Below are 19063 nucleotides of genomic sequence, written 5' to 3' on the forward strand. Positions count from 1 at the left end.
CGTCCCGTGCCGGGTCGTACGCTGCCCCTCGTGGATGAGGCGGCGCGGCAGGAGCGCACGACGACCCGGACCGACGACGGCACGCGCGGTGGTGAGCGCGGTGGTGAGACAGCCCAGACGCTGGACCGGGGGCTGCGGCTGCTGCACCTGGTCGCCGACGCGCCGGGCGGGCTGACCGTCACCGAGGCGGCCAACCGGCTCGGCATCGGCCGGGCGGCCGTCTACCGGCTGGTCGGCGCGCTCAGCGGGCACGGCATGGTGCGCCGCGACGGTGACGGCCGGCTGCGCCTCGGCGCGGGCGTGCTGCACCTGGCCAGGCGGGCCCAGCCCCTGCTCGCCGAGGGAGCGCTGCCCGCCCTGCGGCGGCTCGCCGAGCAGGCCGGCGCGACCGCCCACCTCACCGTCGTCGAGGGCGGCGAGGGGGTCGCCCTGGCGGTGGTGGAGCCGAGCTGGACGTCGCTGCACGTGGCGTACCGGACGGGCACACGGCATCCGCTGGAGCGGGGGGCGGCCGGGCGGGCCATCCTCGCTGCCCGCGCCGGCTCCGCCGGCCCGGTGAGCACCAGCGGCGAGTTGCAGCCAGGGGCGTACGGCGTGGCCGCGCCGGTGCTCGGCGTGCCGGGGCTGGAGGCGAGCGTCGGCGTGGTGGCGCTGGCCCCGCTGGACCCGGAGTCGGTCGGCGAGCAGGTGCTCGCGGCGGCGACGGCGATCACCGCGGCCCTCGCCCCCTGACGCGGGCCGGCTGGGCTGGTCTGTTGGGCCGGCTGGGCTGGTCTGTTGGGCCGGCTGGGCTGGTCTGGTTGGGCCGGCTGGCCGGGGCTGGTTGGGCCCGGCTGGTGGGTCGGGCCGACGGGCCGGTTGGGCCCGGCAGGTCGGCGACATGGCGGTATCCCCGCCGCCGGATACCCCCACATGGCCGACATCGTGTCCCCGCTAGCACATCCGGGGGCGGGTGGGCCGGTTATCCACAGGCTGGGGAGCCGGCGAGGTGGCCGGTTGTCCACAGGGGTGTCGCGGGGCGTGCCCGGACGGTGACGCTGGTCGACATGCCCCCACAACCTTCCCGCCCCACCGCCCTGGCCCGGCAGGTCTTCCGCGGCTCGGAGGCCGTCCGGCTCGGGCTGCTCAGCCGGCACCAGCTCCGCGGCGCGTCCTGGCTGCGCCTGCGGCAGGACGTGTACGCCGACGCCCGGCTCCACCGGGACCACGGCCTCACCTGCCGCGCCGCCGTGCTGCGGCTGCCGCCCGAGGCGGTGCTCGCCGGCCCCTCGGCGGCCTACCTGCTCGGCGTCGAGCACGCCGCCTCGTTCACCGACGACGTGCACGTGCTCGTCCCCCGGTCGGCCCGGATCGACTCACAGCACGGCATCCGGGTGCACACTCTCGGCGCAGCCCCGGCGCTCCTGCCGGTGGGTGGCGGCCCGGCCACCGGGGCGGGCGGCGGCCGGACACCCGACGACCGCACAGCCGGCAGCCGGACGGATGCGGCGGGAGCCGCCGCCGAACCGCCCTTCGGTCCCGCCACCGCCGGCGAGGGAGCCGTCGACGGGACCGCCGCCGGGCGGGGCATCATCGACGGGACCGCCGCCGGTGCCGGGGCCCTGCGCTGGACGCAGCCGGCCCAGGCCGCCTGGGAGACGGCCGTGTGGCTGGAGCCGTTCGAGGCGGTGCCGATCGTCGACAGCCTGCTCGGCCGAGGGCTGGTCACCTGGGATGACCTGACGGCGGTCACCGAGCACAACGCCGACCGGCCGGGCGGGCGGCGCGCCCGCTGGGTGTTCGGGCTCGCCGACGGGGGCGCGCAGTCGCCACCGCAGTCACAGCTGCGACTCCGGCTGGTGCTCGCCGGGCTGCCCCGCCCGGTGACCCAGCACCCGGTTCGGCTGGCGTCGGGCCTGGTCCTGCACCCCGACCTGGCCTGGCCGGCCTTCCGGGTCGCCGTCGAGTACGACGGGCACTGGCACGCCGACGCCGAGCAGCTGCACCGCGACCGTCAGCGGCTCAACCACCTCGTCGGGGCGGGCTGGGTCGTGCTGCACGTGACCAGCCGCCGCCTCCACCGGGACTTCCCGGCGGTGGTCCGCGAGGTGCGCGCCGCCCTGGTATCCCGCGGCTGGCGGCGATGACCCGCCCTGCCCCGGCCGCCTGGCCCCAAACCGGCCTGAGCCGGGCGGGGCTGCGCCGGGGTTGCGCCATGTCGGCGACATCGCGCCATCCCTGGCCCCTGGGCTCCGCCATGTCGCCGACATGGCGCAACCCCGCCGACGCCCGCGACACGGCGGGGCCCATGACGCCAGCGGTGCCCGGGGCCGACGACGCGCGAGGGCCCGGGCGACCGTGGTCGCCCGGGCCCCGCCGGAGAGGATCCGCGATGTCACATGCGGGTCGTCACCGCGGCGTACGCGTCGATGATGCCGTGGCCATAGAAGCCGTTGAACGTCGAGCTGCCGGCGCAGTAGGCGTCGAACTCGGCCGGCCGGTCCTCGTTGGCGTAGCTCTGGAGCCGGGGCTCCGGGCAGGCGTGCTCGGCGGCGGTGCGGTAGAGCTGCCGCTCCACCTTGGCCGGGTCCATGCCCAGGCCGCCCTTGACCTTCTTGCCGTACTTGCTGACGATCAGCGCGGCGACGCCGCTGACGTGCGGCGACGCCATCGAGGTCCCCTGGAGGTAGGTGTAGTAGCCGCAGTCGCCGTTGGCCTTGCACTCCTTGAAGACCGACTCCTCGAAGCCGGCGACGATGTTGCCGTTCTCGTCGACGGAGCCCTCCTCCTGGAGGACGTGCTTCGGGTACGTGGAGAGGATCATGTTGGAGTCGAGGCGGTAGGTGTCGGTGCCGTACCCGTCACGGAACCAGCCACCCGGGGCGGCGACGGAGATCTGCTCGGTGCCGTAGTTGGAGTAGTCGGACTTCTTGCCCGACGGGCCGACCGCGGAGACGCCGATCACGTGCGGGCCTTCCACCGGGAGGTCCCAGCAGCTGGCGTTGTCGATCGGCCGCTCGTACGGGTCGGCGCCGTAGTCGGGGCTGGAGAAGTCGGTGCGCGGGGCGCCCAGGTCCTCGTGGTTGTTGCCGAGCGAGCCGACCAGGGTGACGCCCTTGCGGTGCGCGTAGTTGAGCGCCCGCGACATGGCCTCGATGGTCGCCCGCTGCTCGGCCTGCGACTCGGGCGAGTCTGCCGGGTTGGCCGTGCAGTTGTAGAGCCACGGGTCGACGTAGAACGACATGTTGACCACGTCCAGGCCGACCTTGCCGGCGTGCACGAGGGCGTTGACGACCGGGTCGAGGAAGAAGTAGCCGGAGTCCTGGCCGCCCTTGAGCTCGACCAGGGTCACGTTCGGGGCGACGCCGGAGAGGCCGAAGCCGTCGGCGGCGGCGCCGATCGTCCCGGCGACGTGCGTGCCGTGCCCGCCGTCGTCGGTGCCGACCGGGTCGAGGCAGCTCGCCACCTCGCACTCGCCGTCGACCTCGGGGATGTCGGGGGCGAAGTTGCGCGACAGCGACCAGCTGAAGTTCGCCGCCAGGTCGGGGTTGCCGGCGTCGACGCCGGTGTCGAGGATGCCGACGGTGACCCGGCGGTCGCCCGGCTCCACCTTGCGGGCCTTGTCGGCCCGGATCATGCCGAGGCCCCAGAGCTTGTCGTCCAGGGGGTCCAGCTTCGCGCCCCGCTTGGCGGGCGCGCCCTTCGGCTTGGCCTTGGCCTGGGCGAGGAGGTTCTCCTGCTCGACCCGGTCGAGCTTCGGCTTGCGGCCGATGGCCTTCTTCTCGGCCGCGCCGAGCAGGGCGGCGTTCGCGGCGGCCCGGCTGGCGAAGTCGGCCCGGTCGCTGGTGACCTGGAACAGGCCGACCTCGTCGGTGCGGGACACGACCGTGCCACCGGCGGCCTTGATCGCGGCGACCGCCGCGTCGGCGGAGACGCCGGACTCCGCCACGACGGTGAACTCCCGGGTCACGGTCGGCTCGGCATTCGCCGGGCCCACCACGCCGGTCACCGTGAGTGCCAACGCCGTTGCGGTTGCGACGGCACCGGCGGTGAAGCGCTTGCTCACCACATCAGATCCTCTCGTTGAGGGACGTGGCAGCCATCCCATACCACCGGGGGACGTTCCGCTAGATGGGAGTCCGTATTACACGGCAATCAGGCTTTCGTCGGCCGGCTGTCATCCGGCGCCGGCGGGCCGGTCGGCGCGGCGCGGCGCGCCACCCGCCGAGCCAACCGCCCGGCCCGGCGGCCTACGTGCCGCTCAGTTCGATCTGGGCGAACCGGTCGAGCACGCCCGGCAGGTCGGCCAGCGTCGACACCTCCGCGTCGGCGGGCACGCCCTCCGGGCGGGGCCGCCCGCCCCGGTTGAGCCACACCGCCCGCATCCCCGCCCGCAGGGGGGCGACGACGTCGTGGCTCGGCGAGTCGCCGACGTACACGATCTGGCGCGGGGGCACCCCGGCGGCCTCGACCACGGCGGCGAAGAACTCCGGGGCGGGCTTCTTCGGCAGGCCGCTCTCGTGCGCGTACACCTCGAAGGTGAACTCGCCGGTGAGCCCGCAGCGTTCGGCGCGGCTGTTGCCGTTGGTGGCGTAACCCAGGGTGTAGCGCGGGCGCAGGGCGGCAAGCGCGGGCAGCGCGTCGGGGAACGGCCGGGTGAGCGCGAAGCGCCGGGCGAAGAAGAGCGCCGCGAGGTCGTCGAGGTGCGCGTCGAGGCCGGCCCGGGCCAGCGACCGGGCCAGCGCGGCCCGCCGGATCTCGTTGACCGGCGCGGCGCTCAGCGCCCCGAAGACCGCGCCCCAGTCCGACTCCAGGTCCGCCAGGGTGACCTCGGCCGCCGCCGGGGTCAGCCGCCGCATCTCCTCGAGTACGGCCACCAGCCCGCCGGTGACCGCCGGGCGCAGGTCGAGCAGGGTCTCGTCGGCGTCGAACACGACGTGGGTCAGCATGCCGGCAAGGGTGCCACCGCAGCGGCTCGCGGGCCACGTCGGCCCTGTTCGCGGGCGGTCATGCCTCGGCCGCGAGGGCGGGCTCGGCGGGGCGGGCGGGCGACCGGTGGACGGCCCGCGCCTCGCGCAGCTCGTCGACCCGGACCAGGGCGACCCCGGCGACGATCAGGACGCCGCCGAGCAGTTGCACCACGGTCGGCAGTTCGCCCAGCACCAGCCAGGCGACGAGCACCGCGAACATCACCTCGGTCAGCCCGACGAACGACGACAGCCGGGCCCCGAGGATCCGGGCCGCCGCGATCCCGGTCAGGTACGCGACGACCGCCGCGACCAGCGACAGGCCGACGATGGGCACCAGCCAGCTCGTGCGCTGCCCCGCGAAGGTCACCTCGCCGAAGGTGGCCCGCAGCGGCAGCGCCCCGGCGAGGCCGAGCACGAGCAGTGCCGCCGCGCCGACGCCCATGCCGGCGCTGGCCATCGTCACCGACGGCAGGCCGTCGTCGATCCGCCCGGCGATCACGAAGTAGCCGGCGAGGCCGACGGCCGCGCCCAGTCCCCAGAGCACGCCGGCCGGGTCGAGGCGGGCCCCGCCGGTCACGTCCAGCACGGCGGGGAGGCCGGCGAGGGCGGCCACCGACCCGGCCACGGTGAGCCGGCGCGGGCGCTGCCCGTGGACCGCCCACGTCCAGCCGACCACGAGGACGATGCCGAGGTATTCCAGCAGCAGCGCCACCCCGACCGGGAGGTAGCGCACGGCGTTGAAGAAGCACGCCTGGGCGAGGGCGACGGCGAGCAGCCCGAACGCGCCCACGGAGACGAGGTTGCGGCGCAGCACGTCCCACCGGCCGCGCAGGGCCAGCGCCGCCGGCACCGCGAGGACGGCGGCGGCGCTGCCGACCCGGGCGATCACCACGGCCTCCGCGGACCACCCGGCCTCGATCAGCGACCGGGCGAAGGTGCCCGAGGTGGCGAAGGTGACGGCCGACAGCAGCGCCAGGCCGAGACCGATGCCGGCGGGTCGTTCACGCATCGACTCTCCTCGGTACGTCATGAGTAAAGTAGCTTTATGCTCGTGACGCTAGATCGATCGGCCGACAGGAGTCAAGTTGCTTTTCGCCCATGACACCGAGCCCGCGCTGATCGCCGCCGCCGCGCTGGTCAACACCGGGGGCAGCAACGGTGAGGCGCTGCCCGACGTGGCGGCCCTGGACGCGTTCCTCGCCGCGCACGGCTGGACCGGCCGGCACGAGCGCACCGAGGCGGAGCTGCGGGCCGTCCGGGACCTGCGCCCCCGGCTGCGCCGGATCTGGTACGCCGACACCGACGAGGTCGTCGCCACCGTCAACGAGCTGCTACGCGACGCCGGGGCGCTGCCGCAGCTCATCCGCCACGACGACGAGCCGTACCACCTGCACGCCGTGCCCAGGGACGCGCCGCTGGCCACCCGGATGGCCGTCGAGGCCGCGATGGCCCTCGCCGACCTGGTACGCGGCGACGAGCTGAGCCGGCTGCGCCGGTGCGACCACCCCGACTGCGACAACGTGCTGGTCGACCTGTCCAAGAACCGGTCCCGCCGGTACTGCGACGCCGGGTGCGGCAACCGGGCGGCGGTCACCGCCTACCGGGCCCGGCGGGCCGCCGCCCGGCCCTGATCCGGGGCGCTCGCCCCGCCGCCGAGCTGGGCCGGGACGGCGCCGCCAGGTCGGCGACGTGGCGGTGTCCCGGCCGCGGGATACCACCACCCGCCCGACATGATGTCGATCAATCCGCCTCGCGCGCCGCCCACTCCGCGCGGAGCAGCTCGTACTCGACCTCGCCGTGCTCGGCGCCCTCGATCGGGTCGTCCCAGTCGAGGTGGAACGTGCGCACGTACCGCAGTCCGGCCTTCTCCATCACCCGCCGGGACGGCGTGTTGACCGCCATCGTCTGCGCCCACACCCGGGCCAGGCCGACGGTGGCGAACGCGTGCCGGAGCAGGGCACGGGACCCCTCGGTGGCCAGGCCGCGCCCCCACGCCGCCCGCCGCAGCCGGTACCCCAACTCGGCCTGCGTCACCGGTTGCGCCCCCGCCGGGGCATCCAGGGCGAACCAGCCGAGGAACATGCCCGTCGCCCGGTCCACGGCGGCCCACCGGCCCAGCCCTGGGTGGCGGTCGTACCCGGCCAGCAGGCGGGGCAGCAGCTCGCCCCGAACCACCTCGGCCGGGGTGGGCCGACCACCGGTCAGGTAGCGCATGACCTCCGGGTCGGCGTCCAGCTCCGTCAGGGCGTCGGCGTCGGCCCCCGTGAACCGGCGCAGCCGTAGCCGCCCCGTCTCCAGCAGGACCGCCCCGGACCCGTCGACCCCCGTCACACCCGTCATCCCCTTCACCTGAAGATCATGTCGGGCAGGTGGCGGTATCCGGCGACCGGGACACCGCCACCTGCCCGACATGAAGTCGATCAACCAGCCGGACCGGCCGGGCCGGCGGTCACGAGGCGCTGCCGGCCATCAGCCAGCGCGTGACGGCGACCCGGATCAGGACGTTGTCCCCGGCGGGCCCGGCCGGGGCGGTGACGTCCCAGTCGTACTTGCGGCGGAACCCGTCGGCGGCCCACCCGGGGAACGGCTCGCGCACGATCACGGCCGCGCCCTCGGCGACGACCGGGAACTTGCCGTCGGGCAGCGCCAGCGACACCCGGGGATCGGCGACGATGTTACGGACCTTGCGGTTCCGCTCCTGCGTCCAGATGCACCACTCGTCGTCGCGGAACAGGAACCAGACCGGCGTGACGTGCGGCGAACCGTCCGGCCGCACCGTGCACAGCCAGACGATCCGCTCCCGGGCGAGGCGGTCCAGGACCTCCGGGCCGGGTGCCGGGTGGCCGATCACTGCGGGAGCGCCGCGACGAAGGCCCGCCACGCGTGCGCTTCGACGGCCGGCACCGGCCCCGAAGGGTCCCTGCTGTCCCGCACCCCGACCACCCCGGGAAGATCCGTCGCCACCTCCACACACTTGTCGTTCGACCCGCTGCGGCTGCTCCTCCGCCAGTGGGCGCCCATCAACTCCATGACTCCGCCACTTCCCTCAACCGATCGATCGACTCCTGCGGGGGCAACGCCGCGCCGAGGGTAACCTTCCACACCTGCCGGAGCCGCGACAGATCCTCGCGCCGGCCCAGCTCCTGACCCGGCCCTCGCGCCACCAGCGAGCCGACCCGCCCCCGACACCGGCACGGACAGGGCGTGACTCCGTGGACGGGGGTCAGGGGTGGGTCATGCGGAGCAGGTCAAGGGCCTCGTCGAGCTGCTCGGCGGTGAGCTTGCCGTTGGCCACGTGCCCCCGGGCGATCACCACGTCCCGGATCGCCATCTCCTTGGCCAGCGCCTCCTTGGCGATCGAGGCGGCCTCGTCGTATCCGAGGTGGCGGTTGAGGGGGGTGACGATCGACGGCGAGCCCTCGGCGTACGCGAGACAGACGTCCGCGTTCGCGACCAGGCCGGCCACGCAGCGGTCGGCGAGCAGGCGGCTCGACGCGGCCAGCAGCTTGATGGACTCCAGCAGGTTGCGGGCCATCACCGGCAGCATCACGTTCAGCTCGAAGTCGCCCTGCGAGCCGGCGAACGCCACCGCCGCGTCGTTGCCGATCACCTGGGCGCAGACCTGCCGCACGGCCTCGGCGACGACCGGGTTCACCTTGCCCGGCATGATCGACGAGCCGGGCTGGAGGTCGGGGATGCGCAGCTCGCGCAGGCCGGCGCGGGGGCCGGAACCCATCCACCGGATGTCGTTGGCGATCTTGTAGAGGCCGACGGCGATGGTGCGGAGCTGCCCGGACGTCTCCACCAGCGCGTCCCGCGCGCCCTGCGCCTCGAAGTGGTTACGTGCCTCGGTCAGGGGCAGCCCGGTGGACTCGCGCAGCTTGGCGATCACGGCCGCCGCGAAACCGAGCGGCGTGTTGATCCCCGTGCCGACGGCGGTGCCGCCCAGCGGCAGCTCGGCCAGCCGGGGCAGCGTCGCCTCCAGCCGCTCGACGCCGTAGCGGACCTGGGCGGCGTACCCGCCGAACTCCTGGCCGAGGGTGACGGGCGTGGCGTCCATGAGGTGGGTGCGGCCCGCCTTGACCACGGTCTCGAACTCGGCCGACTTGGTCTCCAACGCCCCGGCGAGGTGCGCCAGGGACGGGATCAGGTCCTCGACGACGAACTGCGTCGCCGCCAGGTGGATTGACGACGGAAAGACGTCGTTGCTGGACTGCGAGGCGTTGACGTCGTCGTTCGGGTGCACGTCCCGGCCCAGCTCGCGGCTGGCCAGGGTGGCGACGACCTCGTTGGTGTTCATGTTGGACGAGGTGCCCGAGCCGGTCTGGAACACGTCGATGGGGAACTGGTCGTCGTAGCCGCCGTCGGCCACGTGTGCGGCGGCGGTCGCGATCGCGGCGGCCACCTCCGCGTCGATCACGCCCAGCTCGCCGTTGACCTGCGCCGCCGCGCCCTTGATCTGGGCCAGGGCCTTGATCTGCGCCGGCTCGATGCCCCGGCCGGAGATCGGGAAGTTCTGCACCGCGCGCTGGGTCTGCGCCCGCCACAGCGCCTCGGCGGGCACCTCCACCTCGCCCATCGAGTCGCGTTCGATCCGGTAGCCCGCTGCCTCTGGAGTCGTCACGCATACCATCCTGCCCCGGCCGTCGCCGGCCCGCAGATGATCGTCCGCTCCGGCGGCCGGGACGCCAGAAACCCGACGGCGCGAAGACAGTCACGTAATTAAGATCATGGAATCATCGCCTGCCACGAAAGGGCCTCACTTGCAGCTCAACGGGGGTTCCACCGGCGTCCGTCCCGGACGCCCACGGCGCACACCGCGCCGGCTTCCCACCGGCGGCCTCGCCGCCCTGCTCGCCGCCACCGGCGCGCTGGCCGGCACCGCCGCGCCGGCCGCCGCCGGCCTGACCCAGTACGTCCTGCCCACCAGCGTCAGCTACACCGACGCCCGGCAGCCCGCTCTCGCCTTCCCCACCACCGCCGCCGACGTGCCCGTCGGCACGTGGCAGGCCGACGGGGCGACGCACACCACACGCGCCTACTTCACCTTCGACCTCACCCCTTACCGGGGCAAGGAGATCATTACTGCCCAGGTCGTCACCGGGGAGTCGACGGTCGCCGACTGCACGAAGCCGCGCAGGCTGGAGCTGTGGCGCACCGACACCCCGGCCGCCGCGCCCACCTGGAACACCGCGCCCGCCGTACGCGAGAAGGTCGGCGACGTCGGTCCCACCGCACCCTGCCCGGCCGGCTACCTGGAGCTGGGCGTCACCGAGGTGGTCCGGCAGGCCGTCGCCGACGGGCGCGACTCGCTCACCCTGATGGCCCGCATCGCCGGCCCCCACGAGGGGAACAGGCACTTCGGGCGGCGGGTGAAGAAGCCCGGCGTCTCGCTGGAGGCCAACGCCGCGCCCGACGTGCCGGGCAAGCTGACCGTCGCGGGCCGGGGCTGCGCGGACGGGCTGCTGGTCGGCACCACCACGCCGGTGCTCACCGCCGAGGTGACCGACCCGGACAAGCTGGAGCCGTCCGCCGGGGACCGGGTGCAGGCCACCTTCGCCTGGTGGCCGGTGGACCGCCCCGCCGAGCGGACCGAGTGGACCTCGTCCGCCTGGTACACCCCGGCCACGGTCCAGTACACGGTGCCCGGCGGCCTGCTGGTCGACGGCGGCACGTACGCCTTCGCGGTCCGCGCCGCCGACGAGCGCGCCACCTCCGGCTGGTCGCCGGAGTGCCGCTTCACCGTCGACACGACCCGCCCGCCCGCGCCCACGGTGACCTCCACCGACTACCCGTCCGACCGTGGCTTCCCCGGCCACGGCGGCCCGGGGATCGCCGGTGACTTCACCTTCACCAGCGCCGCCGACGACGTCGTCGGATTCTGGTACGGCCGCACCGGCCTCACCACCTACGCCGCCGCCGGCCCCGGCGGCACCGCCACGGTCAGCTACGCCCCCGACGAGTACGGCCCGGACTGGCTCAACGTGCAGGCCGTGGACCGCGCGGGCAACCGCTCCCCGCAGACCCGGTACGAGTTCTGGGTGCGCGACACCGCGCCGACGGTCACCGACGGCAACCCCGACGGCTGGCTCGGGCAGCCGCGCGAGTTCACGTTCGCGCCGAACATGACGGACGTGGTCGAGTACGTGTGGTCGCTCAACGGCGGCGCCGAGCGGACCGTGGCGGCGGACGGCGGCGGGGCGGCCACGGTGACGGTCACGCCGACGGCGGTCGACAACACGCTGCACGTGCGCAGCCGCACCCGCGACGGGGTGCTCTCCGGCGACGCCGGCTACCCGTTCTCCGTGCGCACCGCGCCGTTCGTCACCTCGGAGGACTGGCCGTTCGACGGGACGCCGGGCGCGCCGGCCGGCACCGAGGGCAGCTTCACGTTCGCCCCCGCGATGGCCGACGTCACCGAGTACGTCTACACGTTCGGCCGCGGCGACGAGCGGACCGTCCGGGCCGGCGCGGACGGCAGGGCGACCGTGTCGTACACGCCGGCCGACGCCGGGTACCACACGATCGAGGTGTTCAGCCGCACCAGCGCCGGGGTGGAGTCCGAGCCGACCGGCCTGGCGTTCTATCCCGCCTCGGTCGCGCCGACCGTGGCGTCCGGGGCGTACCCGCAGAACACGACCGGCGGCGGGCCGGGCGTGCCGGGTGTCTTCACCTTCGCCCCGCACCCCTCGGTCACCGGCGTCACCTCGTACGTCTACCAGTTCCGGGGCGAGCCGGAGCGGACGGTGGCGGCGAACCCGGACGGCACCGCCAGCGTCGAGTGGATGCCGCCGGCGTACGACAACGAGTACGGCGGCTGGATGGAGCTGCGGGTGCGGGCGCGCACGGCCGCCGGGGTGACCACGGACGCGCAGTACTACTCGTTCCGGGTCGACCCGCAGAGCCCGCTGGTCACCTCGGACGTGTTCGGCTGGCAGGGCGGCGCCGTCGTCGGGCAGACGGGCGACTTCGTGTTCACCGCCCAGTTGCCGGGCACCACGGAGTTCGTCTACGCGTTCGACGACGGGGCGGAGGCCACCGTCGCGGCCGGCGCGGCCGGCACGGCGCGGGTGCTCTGGGCGGCGGACTCGCCGTACGGGCACAGCCTGACCGTGCGCAGCCGCACGGCGGCGGGGATCGTCTCCGGCCCGGCGTACTACAACATCTTCATCGACCCGAGCTGACCCACGCCGTACGCCGAAGGGGTGTCGGGCCTGCGCCCGGCGCCCCTTCGCGTTCCCCGAGGATGGTCAGCCGGGTCGGAAACCAGGCCGAGGATCGCGCTCAGGACGGTCAGGAACACGTTGCGCGGCTGCTTGTGCAGCCAGACCAACACATCCCGGTCGATCTGAACCTTCACGCTGCCGCACCGCCGGCCCGGTCGGCCAACAGCGTTTCCACCTCGCGGGGATCAACTCCGAGCGACTCCAGAGCCGCCGACAGCGGCACGAACTGACCCTCGGCACGAGAACGAGCGATCACCGCCGAGTCCCTGCGGTCCCGGAACGCCTCGATCTCCTCCCACTCGTCGATTCCGAGCAACACGGCCACGGGCCGCTCGTACTTGGTGATGATGACCGGCTCTCCGGTGCGCTCGACCCCGTCCAGCACTCGGCCTGCGCCATCGCGGAACTCCCGCAGGGTAATCTTCATCATGTATCAAACCGTGCCATGCGGTACCGCGCTGCGCGCCTTGACCCTCGACTAAGCGTCAGGGCTCGCGGTCACCTCGGGTGGGACGTGCCAGCCCACGCCAGGAACCATGACGGCCAGCCCTTCGGCCGCAAGGGCGTCCATCGCCTTGGAGGCGGTCTCACGCGCCACCCCGTAAGTCTGGGTCAGCGTCTTCTCGGACGGGAGCCGGCTCCCCGGCGGGTAGTCGCCGACCTCGATCGCCTTCCGCAGGATCGCGGCAAGTTGCCGGTATCGCGGAACCGGCGACATCAGGTCAACCCTCGCAGTCATGGCTTCATCATCGCGGGCGACAGGAGTCACGGCGAGAACCGGAACCGCTGCTCACCCCTTGACGCTCAAGCGTCAACGGACCCGGTGTCACCGGGCTCCACACCGGCGGCTCGCAAGATTCGCCGAACCTGTTCACGGCCGTAGCCCGCGACGCGGGCAATCTCGCCAACCCGCTGACCGTCCCGGTATGCCGTCACGATGGCGGCGGCCAACCGCTCGCGCACCCTCGGCACGTCGGCACGGGCCGAGGCGACTTCCGCGAGCCCATCCTGCACCCGCTGGAGCGCAGCTCGGTACGCCTCCGACGCTGCCTCAAGGTCGCCCGCCACGTGGCCAACTTTGACACGTACAGCATGCCCCACCTGGCGGCACATATCAGTGGCCACCTAGAAGGTTTACAGGTGGCCTCCTGACACCTATCGTGGTGGGATATTGCAAGCGGCCCCCGGCAGGCGTGGTAGCGCCGACCGGGAGCCTTGATCGGACATGGGAGGTCCGACCCGATGAACAGTTTCCCTGACCGCCTCCAGCCGCCCCGCACCCGAAGGCGCGCCTGATGACGATCCTGGCGGTCGGCCCACGCAAGCTACCGGCTGGGGACACGGTGGAGGTGTGGTTCGACGCCGGCAGCGGCGCGACGGGGCAGCGCGTCATGGTCCCCGCGAAGCGGCTGACCCTCTCCGACCAGGATCGCGGGGAGGGCGCGACGGCCCTTTACGAGTACGAGTCGCCCGACCGCCGGACCTGACCCGAACCCCCGACACGCGGAGCCCTCGGCACCCCGCCGAGGGCTCCACCCAAACCTGACCCCCACCCCGCCTGCTCACCCACTTCCGCGATCTTGCAGTTACGGCCCCGACAAAAGAGGCGAAGCGCCCATCCAGGGGGCCTAAAGTGCAAGATCGGCGAGAGAGCGGGGCGCTGCCGTAGGCAGGACGTCAGCGGCGGCCTACGGTGAGGACCGGCTTGGTGACCTCGGCGAAGAAGTCGTTGCCCTTGTCGTCCACCACGATGAAGGCCGGGAAGTCCTCCACCTCGATCTTCCAGACCGCCTCCATGCCCAGCTCCGCGTATTCGAGGACCTCGACGTGCCGGATGCAGTCCTGGGCGAGGCGGGCGGCGGGGCCGCCGATGGAGCCGAGGTAGAAGCCGCCGTGCTGCTGGCAGGAGCGGGTCACCTGGGCGGACCGGTTGCCCTTGGCGAGCATCACCATCGAGCCGCCGGCCGCCTGGAACTTCTCCACGTACGCGTCCATCCGGCCGGCGGTGGTCGGGCCGAACGAGCCGGAGGCGTACCCCTCGGGGGTCTTGGCCGGGCCGGCGTAGTAGACGGCGTGGTCGCGCAGGTACTGCGGCATCGGCTCGCCCGCGTCGAGCCGCTCGGCGATCTTGGCGTGCGCGATGTCCCGGGCGACGACGAGCGGGCCGGTCAGCGACAGCCGGGTCTTCACCGGGTACTTCGACAGCTCGGCGCGGATCTCGGCCATCGGCCGGTTGAGGTCGACGCGCACCACCTGCTCGGCGTCGAGGGTCTCGTCGGTGACGTCGGGCAGGTAGCGCGCCGGGTCGGTTTCGAGGCGCTCCAGCCACACGCCCGACGGGGTGATCTTGGCGACGGCCTGCCGGTCGGCGGAGCAGGACACGGCGATCGCCACCGGGCAGGACGCGCCGTGCCGGGGCAGCCGGACGACCCGCACGTCGTGGCAGAAGTAGCGCCCGCCGAACTGCGCCCCGATGCCGAAGTTGCGGGTCAGCTCCAGCACCTCCGCCTCCAGCTCCAGGTCGCGGAAGCCGTGCGCGGTCATCGAGCCCTGCGTCGGGAGGGCGTCCAGATACTTCGCGGAGGCGTACTTGGCGGTCTTGAGGGCGTATTCGGCGCTGGTGCCGCCGATGACGATCGCCAGGTGGTACGGCGGGCAGGCGGCGGTGCCGATCAGCCGCAGCTTCTCCTCCAGGAACTGCATCATCCGCGTCGGGTTCAGCAGCGCCTTGGTCTCCTGGTAGAGGTACGACTTGTTGGCCGACCCGCCGCCCTTGGCCATGAACAGGAACTTGTACGCGTCGGGGTGCCCGTCCGGGTCCTCGGCGTAGAGCTCCACCTGCGCCGGCAGGTTGCTGCCGGTGTTGCGCTCCTCCCACATCGTCAGCGGGGCGAGCTGCGAGTAGCGCAGGTTGAGCCGCGTGTACGCCTGGTAGACGCCCCGGGAGATCGCCTCCGCGTCGCCGCCGTCGGTCAGCACGTGCCGGCCGCGCTTGCCCATCACGATGGCGGTGCCGGTGTCCTGGCACATCGGCAGCACCCCGCCGGCCGCGATGTTCGCGTTGCGCAGCAGGTCCAGCGCGACGAACCGGTCGTTCGGCGAGGCCGCCGGGTCGTCGATGATCGCCCGGAGCTGGGCGAGGTGGGCGGGGCGGAGGAAGTGGGCGATGTCGTGCATCGCCTCGGCGGTCAGCGCGGTCAGCGCGGCCGGCTCCACGGTGAGGAACCGGCGTCGGCCCGGACCGTTGACGACGTCGACACCCTCGTCGGTGACCAGGCGATACTCGGTCTGGTCGGGACCGGTCGGCAGCAAGGGAGCGTAGGAGAACGCGGCGGCACTGCTCATGAGCGGAAAGCCTAGGGCAGACCGGTCGATCGCTCGCACCCGACGGGGGCCTGAAGGGAGCTCGCTCTCCACACCCGCTCCCGGCGGCCCCGCCGGGCCGCGCTCAGCGCCACGTCCGCCGGGCGCTCAGCAGAGCTCCCGCTTCGGGCCGCAGCGGTCCTCGTCGGCCGGGCCGTCGCCGCCGCCCGGCGCGTCGCCGCCGGGGTCGCCGCCGCTGCTGCCGGGGCCGGGCACACCGGCGTCGCCGCCGGGCGCGGTCCCGCTGCCGCCCGCGCCGAAGCGGACGTACCCGATCTCGCGGCCCTCGCCGATGACCATGCCCGCCGGGCCCACGGCCAGGGCGTTGGCCGAGGTCCGCAGCACCAGCAGTTCCTTTCCGGTACGCGGGTCCAGCGCGATCAGCCGGTTCGGCTTCTCCTGCGTGAGCACCGCCGCGTACGGGGTGAGCGTCGCGCCGTTCTTCTCGCCGGTGGGCCGGGTCCACCGGGTGCGATCCGCGCCCAGCTCCCGGGCGACGATGGAGCGCTTGTCGGCGGTGCGCAGCAGCGCGTACCGGTCGTCGACGGCGATCAGCTTCTGCCCCTCGTCGTTGACCTGGAGCAGCCGCCCGTCGTACCCGTCGATGACCGCCTCGCGGCCGTCCGGGGCCACGCCGATCAGCACGTTCCGCGCGCCCTGCGGGTCCTCCCGCTGCGCGCAGCCGGCGCTGTCGGCGGTGCGCAGGTTGATGCCGGTGCGCCGCCACACCTGCTTGCCGGTGGTCGGGTCGTGCGCGGTGAGGGTGAACGCGCACACGCCGTCCTGGCCGACCGCCCTGATCCGCAGCATCCGGCCGCCGACCACGGCGAGCCGCTCGTCGCGGCCCGGCTCGACGTTCTGGAGCACCCGCCCGGTGGCGGTGTCCACCACGTGCACCCGGCCGTCGACGGGGAAGCCGAGCAGCGGCGGGACCGGCTCCGGCCCGGCCGCCCCGGCGTCGATCCGGTTGGCGGTGAGCCGGCGGGTGCCGAGCAGGTCGGGGTTGTCGGCGAAGAGGCCGGTGCTGACGCCGGGCAGGAACGCCGTCCACAGCGGCGCGGTGCCGCGCGGGTCCCAGGCGCTCAGCGTGCAGTCGGTCGCCTCGACGCAGTGGGCGTCGAGCAGCAGGTTCCGGTACGTCCACACGGCCACCGCGTCGTCGTCGCGGCGGCGGGTCGCGCCGGTGGCGGGGTCGAGCACCTCGTACCCCTTGACCAGGAGCTTGCCCACCGCGACGACGGAGTCGCGGTCCCCGCCGGCCACGGCGGCCCAGTCGGCCTTGCGGTCCCACAGCTGCGCGCCGGTGGCGAGGCTGCGCGACTCGACCCGGGTGCGCTGCTCGACGATCACGGTGTCGCCGGCGATGGTGACGCTCTTCGGGGTGCCACCGATGCGCTGCTGCCAGATGACATCGGGCTCGGAGATGGGCTCGCTGCGGTCGACCCAGTCCCACACGCCCGGCCACGGGTTCCACACCCCGGCCACGGCGAGGACGACCACCGTGACGAGGCCGAGCAGGAACCAGCCACGCATCCTGAGGCCGCCCACCTTCGCCACACCGGACACGGTAACGACGATCACCGCCGCCCCGAGCGCCGGTGCGGCCGTGTCGCGCCGCTTTCTCGGTGACCGACGTGTTAATAGGGGGCCCTTCCTCTACAAAAGGCGTTAGGAAGGGGCCCTTCCTTCTCCCCCGGCGGCGGAGCGGACCAGGGGGAGCGTCCGGTACGGGATCTGCTGGGCGAGCGCGATGATCGTCGACGCCCGCCGGATCCCCTCGTACGAGACGATCTGGTCGATCACCCGCTGGAGGTCGGCGTTGGAGCGGGCGACGATCCGGCAGAGCACGTCGCTGGAGCCGGTGATGGTGTGCGCCTCCAGCACCTCGGGGATCGCCGCGAGGTGGGCGGTCACCGGGTCGTGCCCGAGCCGCTGGCTGATCTCCAGGGTGACGAAGCTGGTCACCGCGAAGCCGATCGCGGCCGGGGAGATGTCCGGCCCGAACCCGCCGATCACCCCCCGGTCGACGAGCTTGTCGAGGCGGGCCTGGACGGTGCCCCGGGCCACCCCGAGCCGCCGGGAGCACTCCAGCACCCCGATCCGGGGCTCCTCGGCGAAGAGTTCGATCAGTCGCGCGTCCAGCGCGTCGAGCTGGACACCCTGCACAGCAGTCACAGGTGACGACCATACCGAATGCGCAACCTGACCAGGAATCAGCGCAACTGTTGCCCACCCGGTCGGCGTCCGGCGATGCTCGCAGGACGAACCCACCCACGGCGGCCCACCAGGCCGGCCGGTACGCGAGGGAGGTCACCATGACCCAGGCGATCGACCGACCGCAGCCCACCGAGGAGATCGACGTCGACCGGCTCGTCGGCGCCGTCGACCACGACATCAGCCACGACCCGTTCCCGGTGAAGGCGCTCGACCACGTCCACTTCATCGTCGGCAACGCCAAGCAGGCGGCGCACTACTACTCGACGGCGTTCGGCATGACCTGCGTCGCGTACCGGGGGCCGGAGCAGGGCTTCCGCGACCACGCCGAGTACGTGCTGACCAGCGGTTCGGCCCGGTTCGTGCTGACCGGCGCGGTGCGCCCCGACGCCCCCGGCGTCGAGCACGTGACGAAGCACAGCGACGGCGTGGCGGACATCGCGCTGGAGGTGCCCGACGTCGACGCCGCGTACGCGCACGCCGTCGCCCAGGGCGCGACCGGCCTGGTCGAGCCGCACGACGTCGGCGACTCCCACGGCACCGTGCGGATGGCGGCCATCGCCGCGTACGGCGACACCCGGCACACCCTGGTCGACCGGTCCCGCTACACCGGGCCGTTCCTGCCCGGCTTCGTGGCCCGGGGCCCGATCGTGGACCGGCAGCCGATGATCGACGCCGGCCTCCAGCCGAAGCGCTTCTTCCAGGCCGTCGACCACGTGGTCGGCAACGTGGAGCTGGGCCGGATGGACGAGTGGGTCGACTTCTACAAGCGGGTGATGGGCTTCTCCAACATGGCGGAGTTCGTCGGCGACGACATCGCCACCGACTACTCGGCGCTGATGAGCAAGGTCGTCGCCAACGGCACCCGCAAGGTCAAGTTCCCGCTCAACGAGCCGGCCGTGGCCCGCAAGAAGTCGCAGATCGACGAGTACCTGGAGTTCTACCAGGGCCCGGGTGCCCAGCACATCGCCGTGGCCACCAACGACATCCTGGCCAGCGTCGACGCGATGCGGGCGGCCGGCGTCGAGTTCCTGGACACCCCGGACTCGTACTACGACGACCCCGAGCTGCGCGCCCGGATCGGCCGGGTGCGGGTGCCGATCGAGGAGCTGAAGGCCCGCAAGATCCTGGTCGACCGGGACGAGGACGGCTACCTGCTCCAGATCTTCACCAAGCCGGTGCAGGACCGCCCGACCGTCTTCTTCGAGCTGATCGAGCGGCACGGCTCGCTCGGCTTCGGCAAGGGCAACTTCAAGGCCCTGTTCGAGGCCATCGAGCGGGAGCAGGAGAAGCGGGGAAACCTGTAGCCAC

20 protein-coding genes are annotated in these 19063 nt (G+C 73.3%); 6 read left to right on the forward strand and 14 right to left on the reverse strand.

The window, feature by feature from the left end:
- Nucleotides 1–120: 120 nt before the first annotated feature.
- Both O7628_RS09645 and O7628_RS09650 read left to right on the forward strand, forming a co-directional pair.
- Nucleotides 121–732: a helix-turn-helix domain-containing protein gene (locus O7628_RS09645; protein WP_141723625.1), complete on the forward strand. Its 612-nt coding sequence runs from the start codon at nucleotides 121–123 to the stop codon at nucleotides 730–732.
- Between the two features lie 314 nt (nucleotides 733–1046).
- Nucleotides 1047–2126 (forward strand): hypothetical protein, encoded by a 1080-nt coding sequence (locus tag O7628_RS09650; protein WP_278129732.1) that lies wholly within the window; start codon nucleotides 1047–1049, stop codon nucleotides 2124–2126.
- 248 nt (nucleotides 2127–2374) lie between these two features.
- On the opposite strand, the gene O7628_RS09655 is transcribed toward O7628_RS09650, so the two are convergent.
- The 3 genes from O7628_RS09655 to O7628_RS09665 all read right to left on the reverse strand — a co-directional run bounded on the left by O7628_RS09655 (nucleotide 2375) and on the right by O7628_RS09665 (nucleotide 5958).
- Nucleotides 2375–4045, reverse strand: a complete 1671-nt coding sequence (locus tag O7628_RS09655; protein ID WP_278129734.1) for a S8 family serine peptidase — start codon at nucleotides 4043–4045, stop codon at nucleotides 2375–2377.
- Nucleotides 4046–4229: 184 nt separating this feature from the next.
- Nucleotides 4230–4928, reverse strand: a complete 699-nt coding sequence (locus tag O7628_RS09660; RefSeq protein WP_278129736.1) for an HAD family hydrolase — start codon at nucleotides 4926–4928, stop codon at nucleotides 4230–4232.
- 58 nt (nucleotides 4929–4986) lie between these two features.
- A complete protein-coding gene (locus tag O7628_RS09665; RefSeq protein ID WP_278129737.1) occupies nucleotides 4987–5958 on the reverse strand; it encodes a DMT family transporter in 972 nt (323 codons plus the stop codon).
- A 76-nt stretch (nucleotides 5959–6034) separates the two neighbouring features.
- Here O7628_RS09665 and O7628_RS09670 point away from each other — a divergent pair, with 76 nt between their 5' ends.
- Nucleotides 6035–6580, forward strand: coding sequence for a CGNR zinc finger domain-containing protein (locus O7628_RS09670; protein WP_278129738.1), 546 nt, complete (start codon nucleotides 6035–6037; stop codon nucleotides 6578–6580).
- 109 nt (nucleotides 6581–6689) lie between these two features.
- On the opposite strand, the gene O7628_RS09675 is transcribed toward O7628_RS09670, so the two are convergent.
- The 4 genes from O7628_RS09675 to O7628_RS09690 form a co-directional block, all read right to left on the reverse strand.
- The gene (locus O7628_RS09675) at nucleotides 6690–7289 is read right to left on the reverse strand and encodes a GNAT family N-acetyltransferase (protein ID WP_278129740.1); all 600 of its coding nucleotides are present in this window, start codon (nucleotides 7287–7289) and stop codon (nucleotides 6690–6692) included.
- 109 nt (nucleotides 7290–7398) lie between these two features.
- On the reverse strand, nucleotides 7399–7800 hold the full coding sequence (locus O7628_RS09680) for a pyridoxamine 5'-phosphate oxidase family protein (RefSeq protein ID WP_278129742.1): 402 nt from the start codon (nucleotides 7798–7800) through the stop codon (nucleotides 7399–7401).
- Nucleotides 7797–7979, reverse strand: a complete 183-nt coding sequence (locus O7628_RS09685; protein WP_278129744.1) for a DUF397 domain-containing protein — start codon at nucleotides 7977–7979, stop codon at nucleotides 7797–7799. The genes O7628_RS09680 and O7628_RS09685 overlap by 4 nt, the downstream gene beginning before the upstream one ends.
- Before the next feature lie 193 nt (nucleotides 7980–8172).
- Entirely contained in the window at nucleotides 8173–9582 is a 1410-nt protein-coding gene (locus O7628_RS09690) for a class II fumarate hydratase (RefSeq protein WP_176734739.1), read from the reverse strand.
- 130 nt (nucleotides 9583–9712) lie between these two features.
- On the opposite strand from O7628_RS09690, the gene O7628_RS09695 reads away from it, so the two are divergent.
- Complete coding sequence (locus tag O7628_RS09695; RefSeq protein WP_278129748.1) at nucleotides 9713–12133, forward strand: DNRLRE domain-containing protein; 2421 nt, start codon at nucleotides 9713–9715, stop codon at nucleotides 12131–12133.
- Here the strand turns inward: O7628_RS09695 and O7628_RS09700 are convergent.
- The 4 genes from O7628_RS09700 to O7628_RS09715 form a co-directional block, all read right to left on the reverse strand.
- Entirely contained in the window at nucleotides 12106–12309 is a 204-nt protein-coding gene (locus O7628_RS09700; RefSeq protein ID WP_278136461.1) for a hypothetical protein, read from the reverse strand. The two genes, O7628_RS09695 and O7628_RS09700, sit on opposite strands and share 28 nt — an antisense overlap.
- Complete coding sequence (locus O7628_RS09705) at nucleotides 12306–12605, reverse strand: type II toxin-antitoxin system Phd/YefM family antitoxin (protein WP_278129751.1); 300 nt, start codon at nucleotides 12603–12605, stop codon at nucleotides 12306–12308. Before O7628_RS09705 ends, O7628_RS09700 begins: the two co-directional genes overlap by 4 nt.
- A 48-nt stretch (nucleotides 12606–12653) precedes the next feature.
- Nucleotides 12654–12914 carry a GntR family transcriptional regulator gene (locus tag O7628_RS09710; protein WP_278129752.1) on the reverse strand — a complete coding sequence of 87 codons (261 nt, stop codon included), beginning with the start codon at nucleotides 12912–12914 and terminating at the stop codon, nucleotides 12654–12656.
- A 65-nt stretch (nucleotides 12915–12979) separates the two neighbouring features.
- Nucleotides 12980–13243, reverse strand: a complete 264-nt coding sequence (locus O7628_RS09715; RefSeq protein ID WP_278129754.1) for a helix-turn-helix domain-containing protein — start codon at nucleotides 13241–13243, stop codon at nucleotides 12980–12982.
- Between the two features lie 227 nt (nucleotides 13244–13470).
- Here O7628_RS09715 and O7628_RS09720 point away from each other — a divergent pair, with 227 nt between their 5' ends.
- On the forward strand, nucleotides 13471–13662 hold the full coding sequence (locus O7628_RS09720) for a hypothetical protein (protein WP_278129755.1): 192 nt from the start codon (nucleotides 13471–13473) through the stop codon (nucleotides 13660–13662).
- Nucleotides 13663–13852: 190 nt separating this feature from the next.
- On the opposite strand, the gene O7628_RS09725 is transcribed toward O7628_RS09720, so the two are convergent.
- The 3 genes from O7628_RS09725 to O7628_RS09735 all read right to left on the reverse strand — a co-directional run bounded on the left by O7628_RS09725 (nucleotide 13853) and on the right by O7628_RS09735 (nucleotide 17713).
- On the reverse strand, nucleotides 13853–15520 hold the full coding sequence (locus tag O7628_RS09725) for a fumarate hydratase (protein WP_278129756.1): 1668 nt from the start codon (nucleotides 15518–15520) through the stop codon (nucleotides 13853–13855).
- A gap of 126 nt (nucleotides 15521–15646) precedes the next feature.
- On the reverse strand, nucleotides 15647–17071 hold the full coding sequence (locus O7628_RS09730; RefSeq protein WP_278136267.1) for a PQQ-binding-like beta-propeller repeat protein: 1425 nt from the start codon (nucleotides 17069–17071) through the stop codon (nucleotides 15647–15649).
- Between the two features lie 135 nt (nucleotides 17072–17206).
- On the reverse strand, nucleotides 17207–17713 hold the full coding sequence (locus tag O7628_RS09735) for an Lrp/AsnC family transcriptional regulator (RefSeq protein ID WP_278129758.1): 507 nt from the start codon (nucleotides 17711–17713) through the stop codon (nucleotides 17207–17209).
- Between the two features lie 140 nt (nucleotides 17714–17853).
- Here O7628_RS09735 and hppD point away from each other — a divergent pair, with 140 nt between their 5' ends.
- Entirely contained in the window at nucleotides 17854–19059 is a 1206-nt protein-coding gene (hppD, locus tag O7628_RS09740; RefSeq protein ID WP_074472310.1) for a 4-hydroxyphenylpyruvate dioxygenase, read from the forward strand.
- The last annotated feature ends 4 nt before the right edge of the window (nucleotides 19060–19063 follow it).

The sequence above is a fragment of the Micromonospora sp. WMMD956 genome (genome assembly GCF_029626125.1).
In the GTDB taxonomy this organism is placed as follows: Bacteria; Actinomycetota; Actinomycetes; order Mycobacteriales; family Micromonosporaceae; genus Micromonospora; species Micromonospora carbonacea.

Excerpts from the sequence above, each read along its gene's own strand:
- O7628_RS09690 (WP_176734739.1), bottom strand. The coding sequence starts at position 9,582 with ATGGTATGCGTGACGACTCCAGAGGCAGCGGGCTACCGGATCGAACGC.
- O7628_RS09710 (WP_278129752.1), bottom strand. The coding sequence starts at position 12,914 with ATGACTGCGAGGGTTGACCTGATGTCGCCGGTTCCGCGATACCGGCAA.
- O7628_RS09675 (WP_278129740.1), bottom strand. The coding sequence starts at position 7,289 with ATGACGGGTGTGACGGGGGTCGACGGGTCCGGGGCGGTCCTGCTGGAG.
- O7628_RS09660 (WP_278129736.1), bottom strand. The coding sequence starts at position 4,928 with ATGCTGACCCACGTCGTGTTCGACGCCGACGAGACCCTGCTCGACCTG.
- O7628_RS09730 (WP_278136267.1), bottom strand. The coding sequence starts at position 17,071 with ATGCGTGGCTGGTTCCTGCTCGGCCTCGTCACGGTGGTCGTCCTCGCC.
- O7628_RS09720 (WP_278129755.1), top strand. The coding sequence starts at position 13,471 with ATGACGATCCTGGCGGTCGGCCCACGCAAGCTACCGGCTGGGGACACG.
- O7628_RS09650 (WP_278129732.1), top strand. The coding sequence starts at position 1,047 with ATGCCCCCACAACCTTCCCGCCCCACCGCCCTGGCCCGGCAGGTCTTC.
- O7628_RS09725 (WP_278129756.1), bottom strand. The coding sequence starts at position 15,520 with ATGAGCAGTGCCGCCGCGTTCTCCTACGCTCCCTTGCTGCCGACCGGT.
- hppD (WP_074472310.1), top strand. The coding sequence starts at position 17,854 with ATGACCCAGGCGATCGACCGACCGCAGCCCACCGAGGAGATCGACGTC.
- O7628_RS09705 (WP_278129751.1), bottom strand. The coding sequence starts at position 12,605 with ATGATGAAGATTACCCTGCGGGAGTTCCGCGATGGCGCAGGCCGAGTG.
- O7628_RS09665 (WP_278129737.1), bottom strand. The coding sequence starts at position 5,958 with ATGCGTGAACGACCCGCCGGCATCGGTCTCGGCCTGGCGCTGCTGTCG.
- O7628_RS09685 (WP_278129744.1), bottom strand. The coding sequence starts at position 7,979 with ATGGAGTTGATGGGCGCCCACTGGCGGAGGAGCAGCCGCAGCGGGTCG.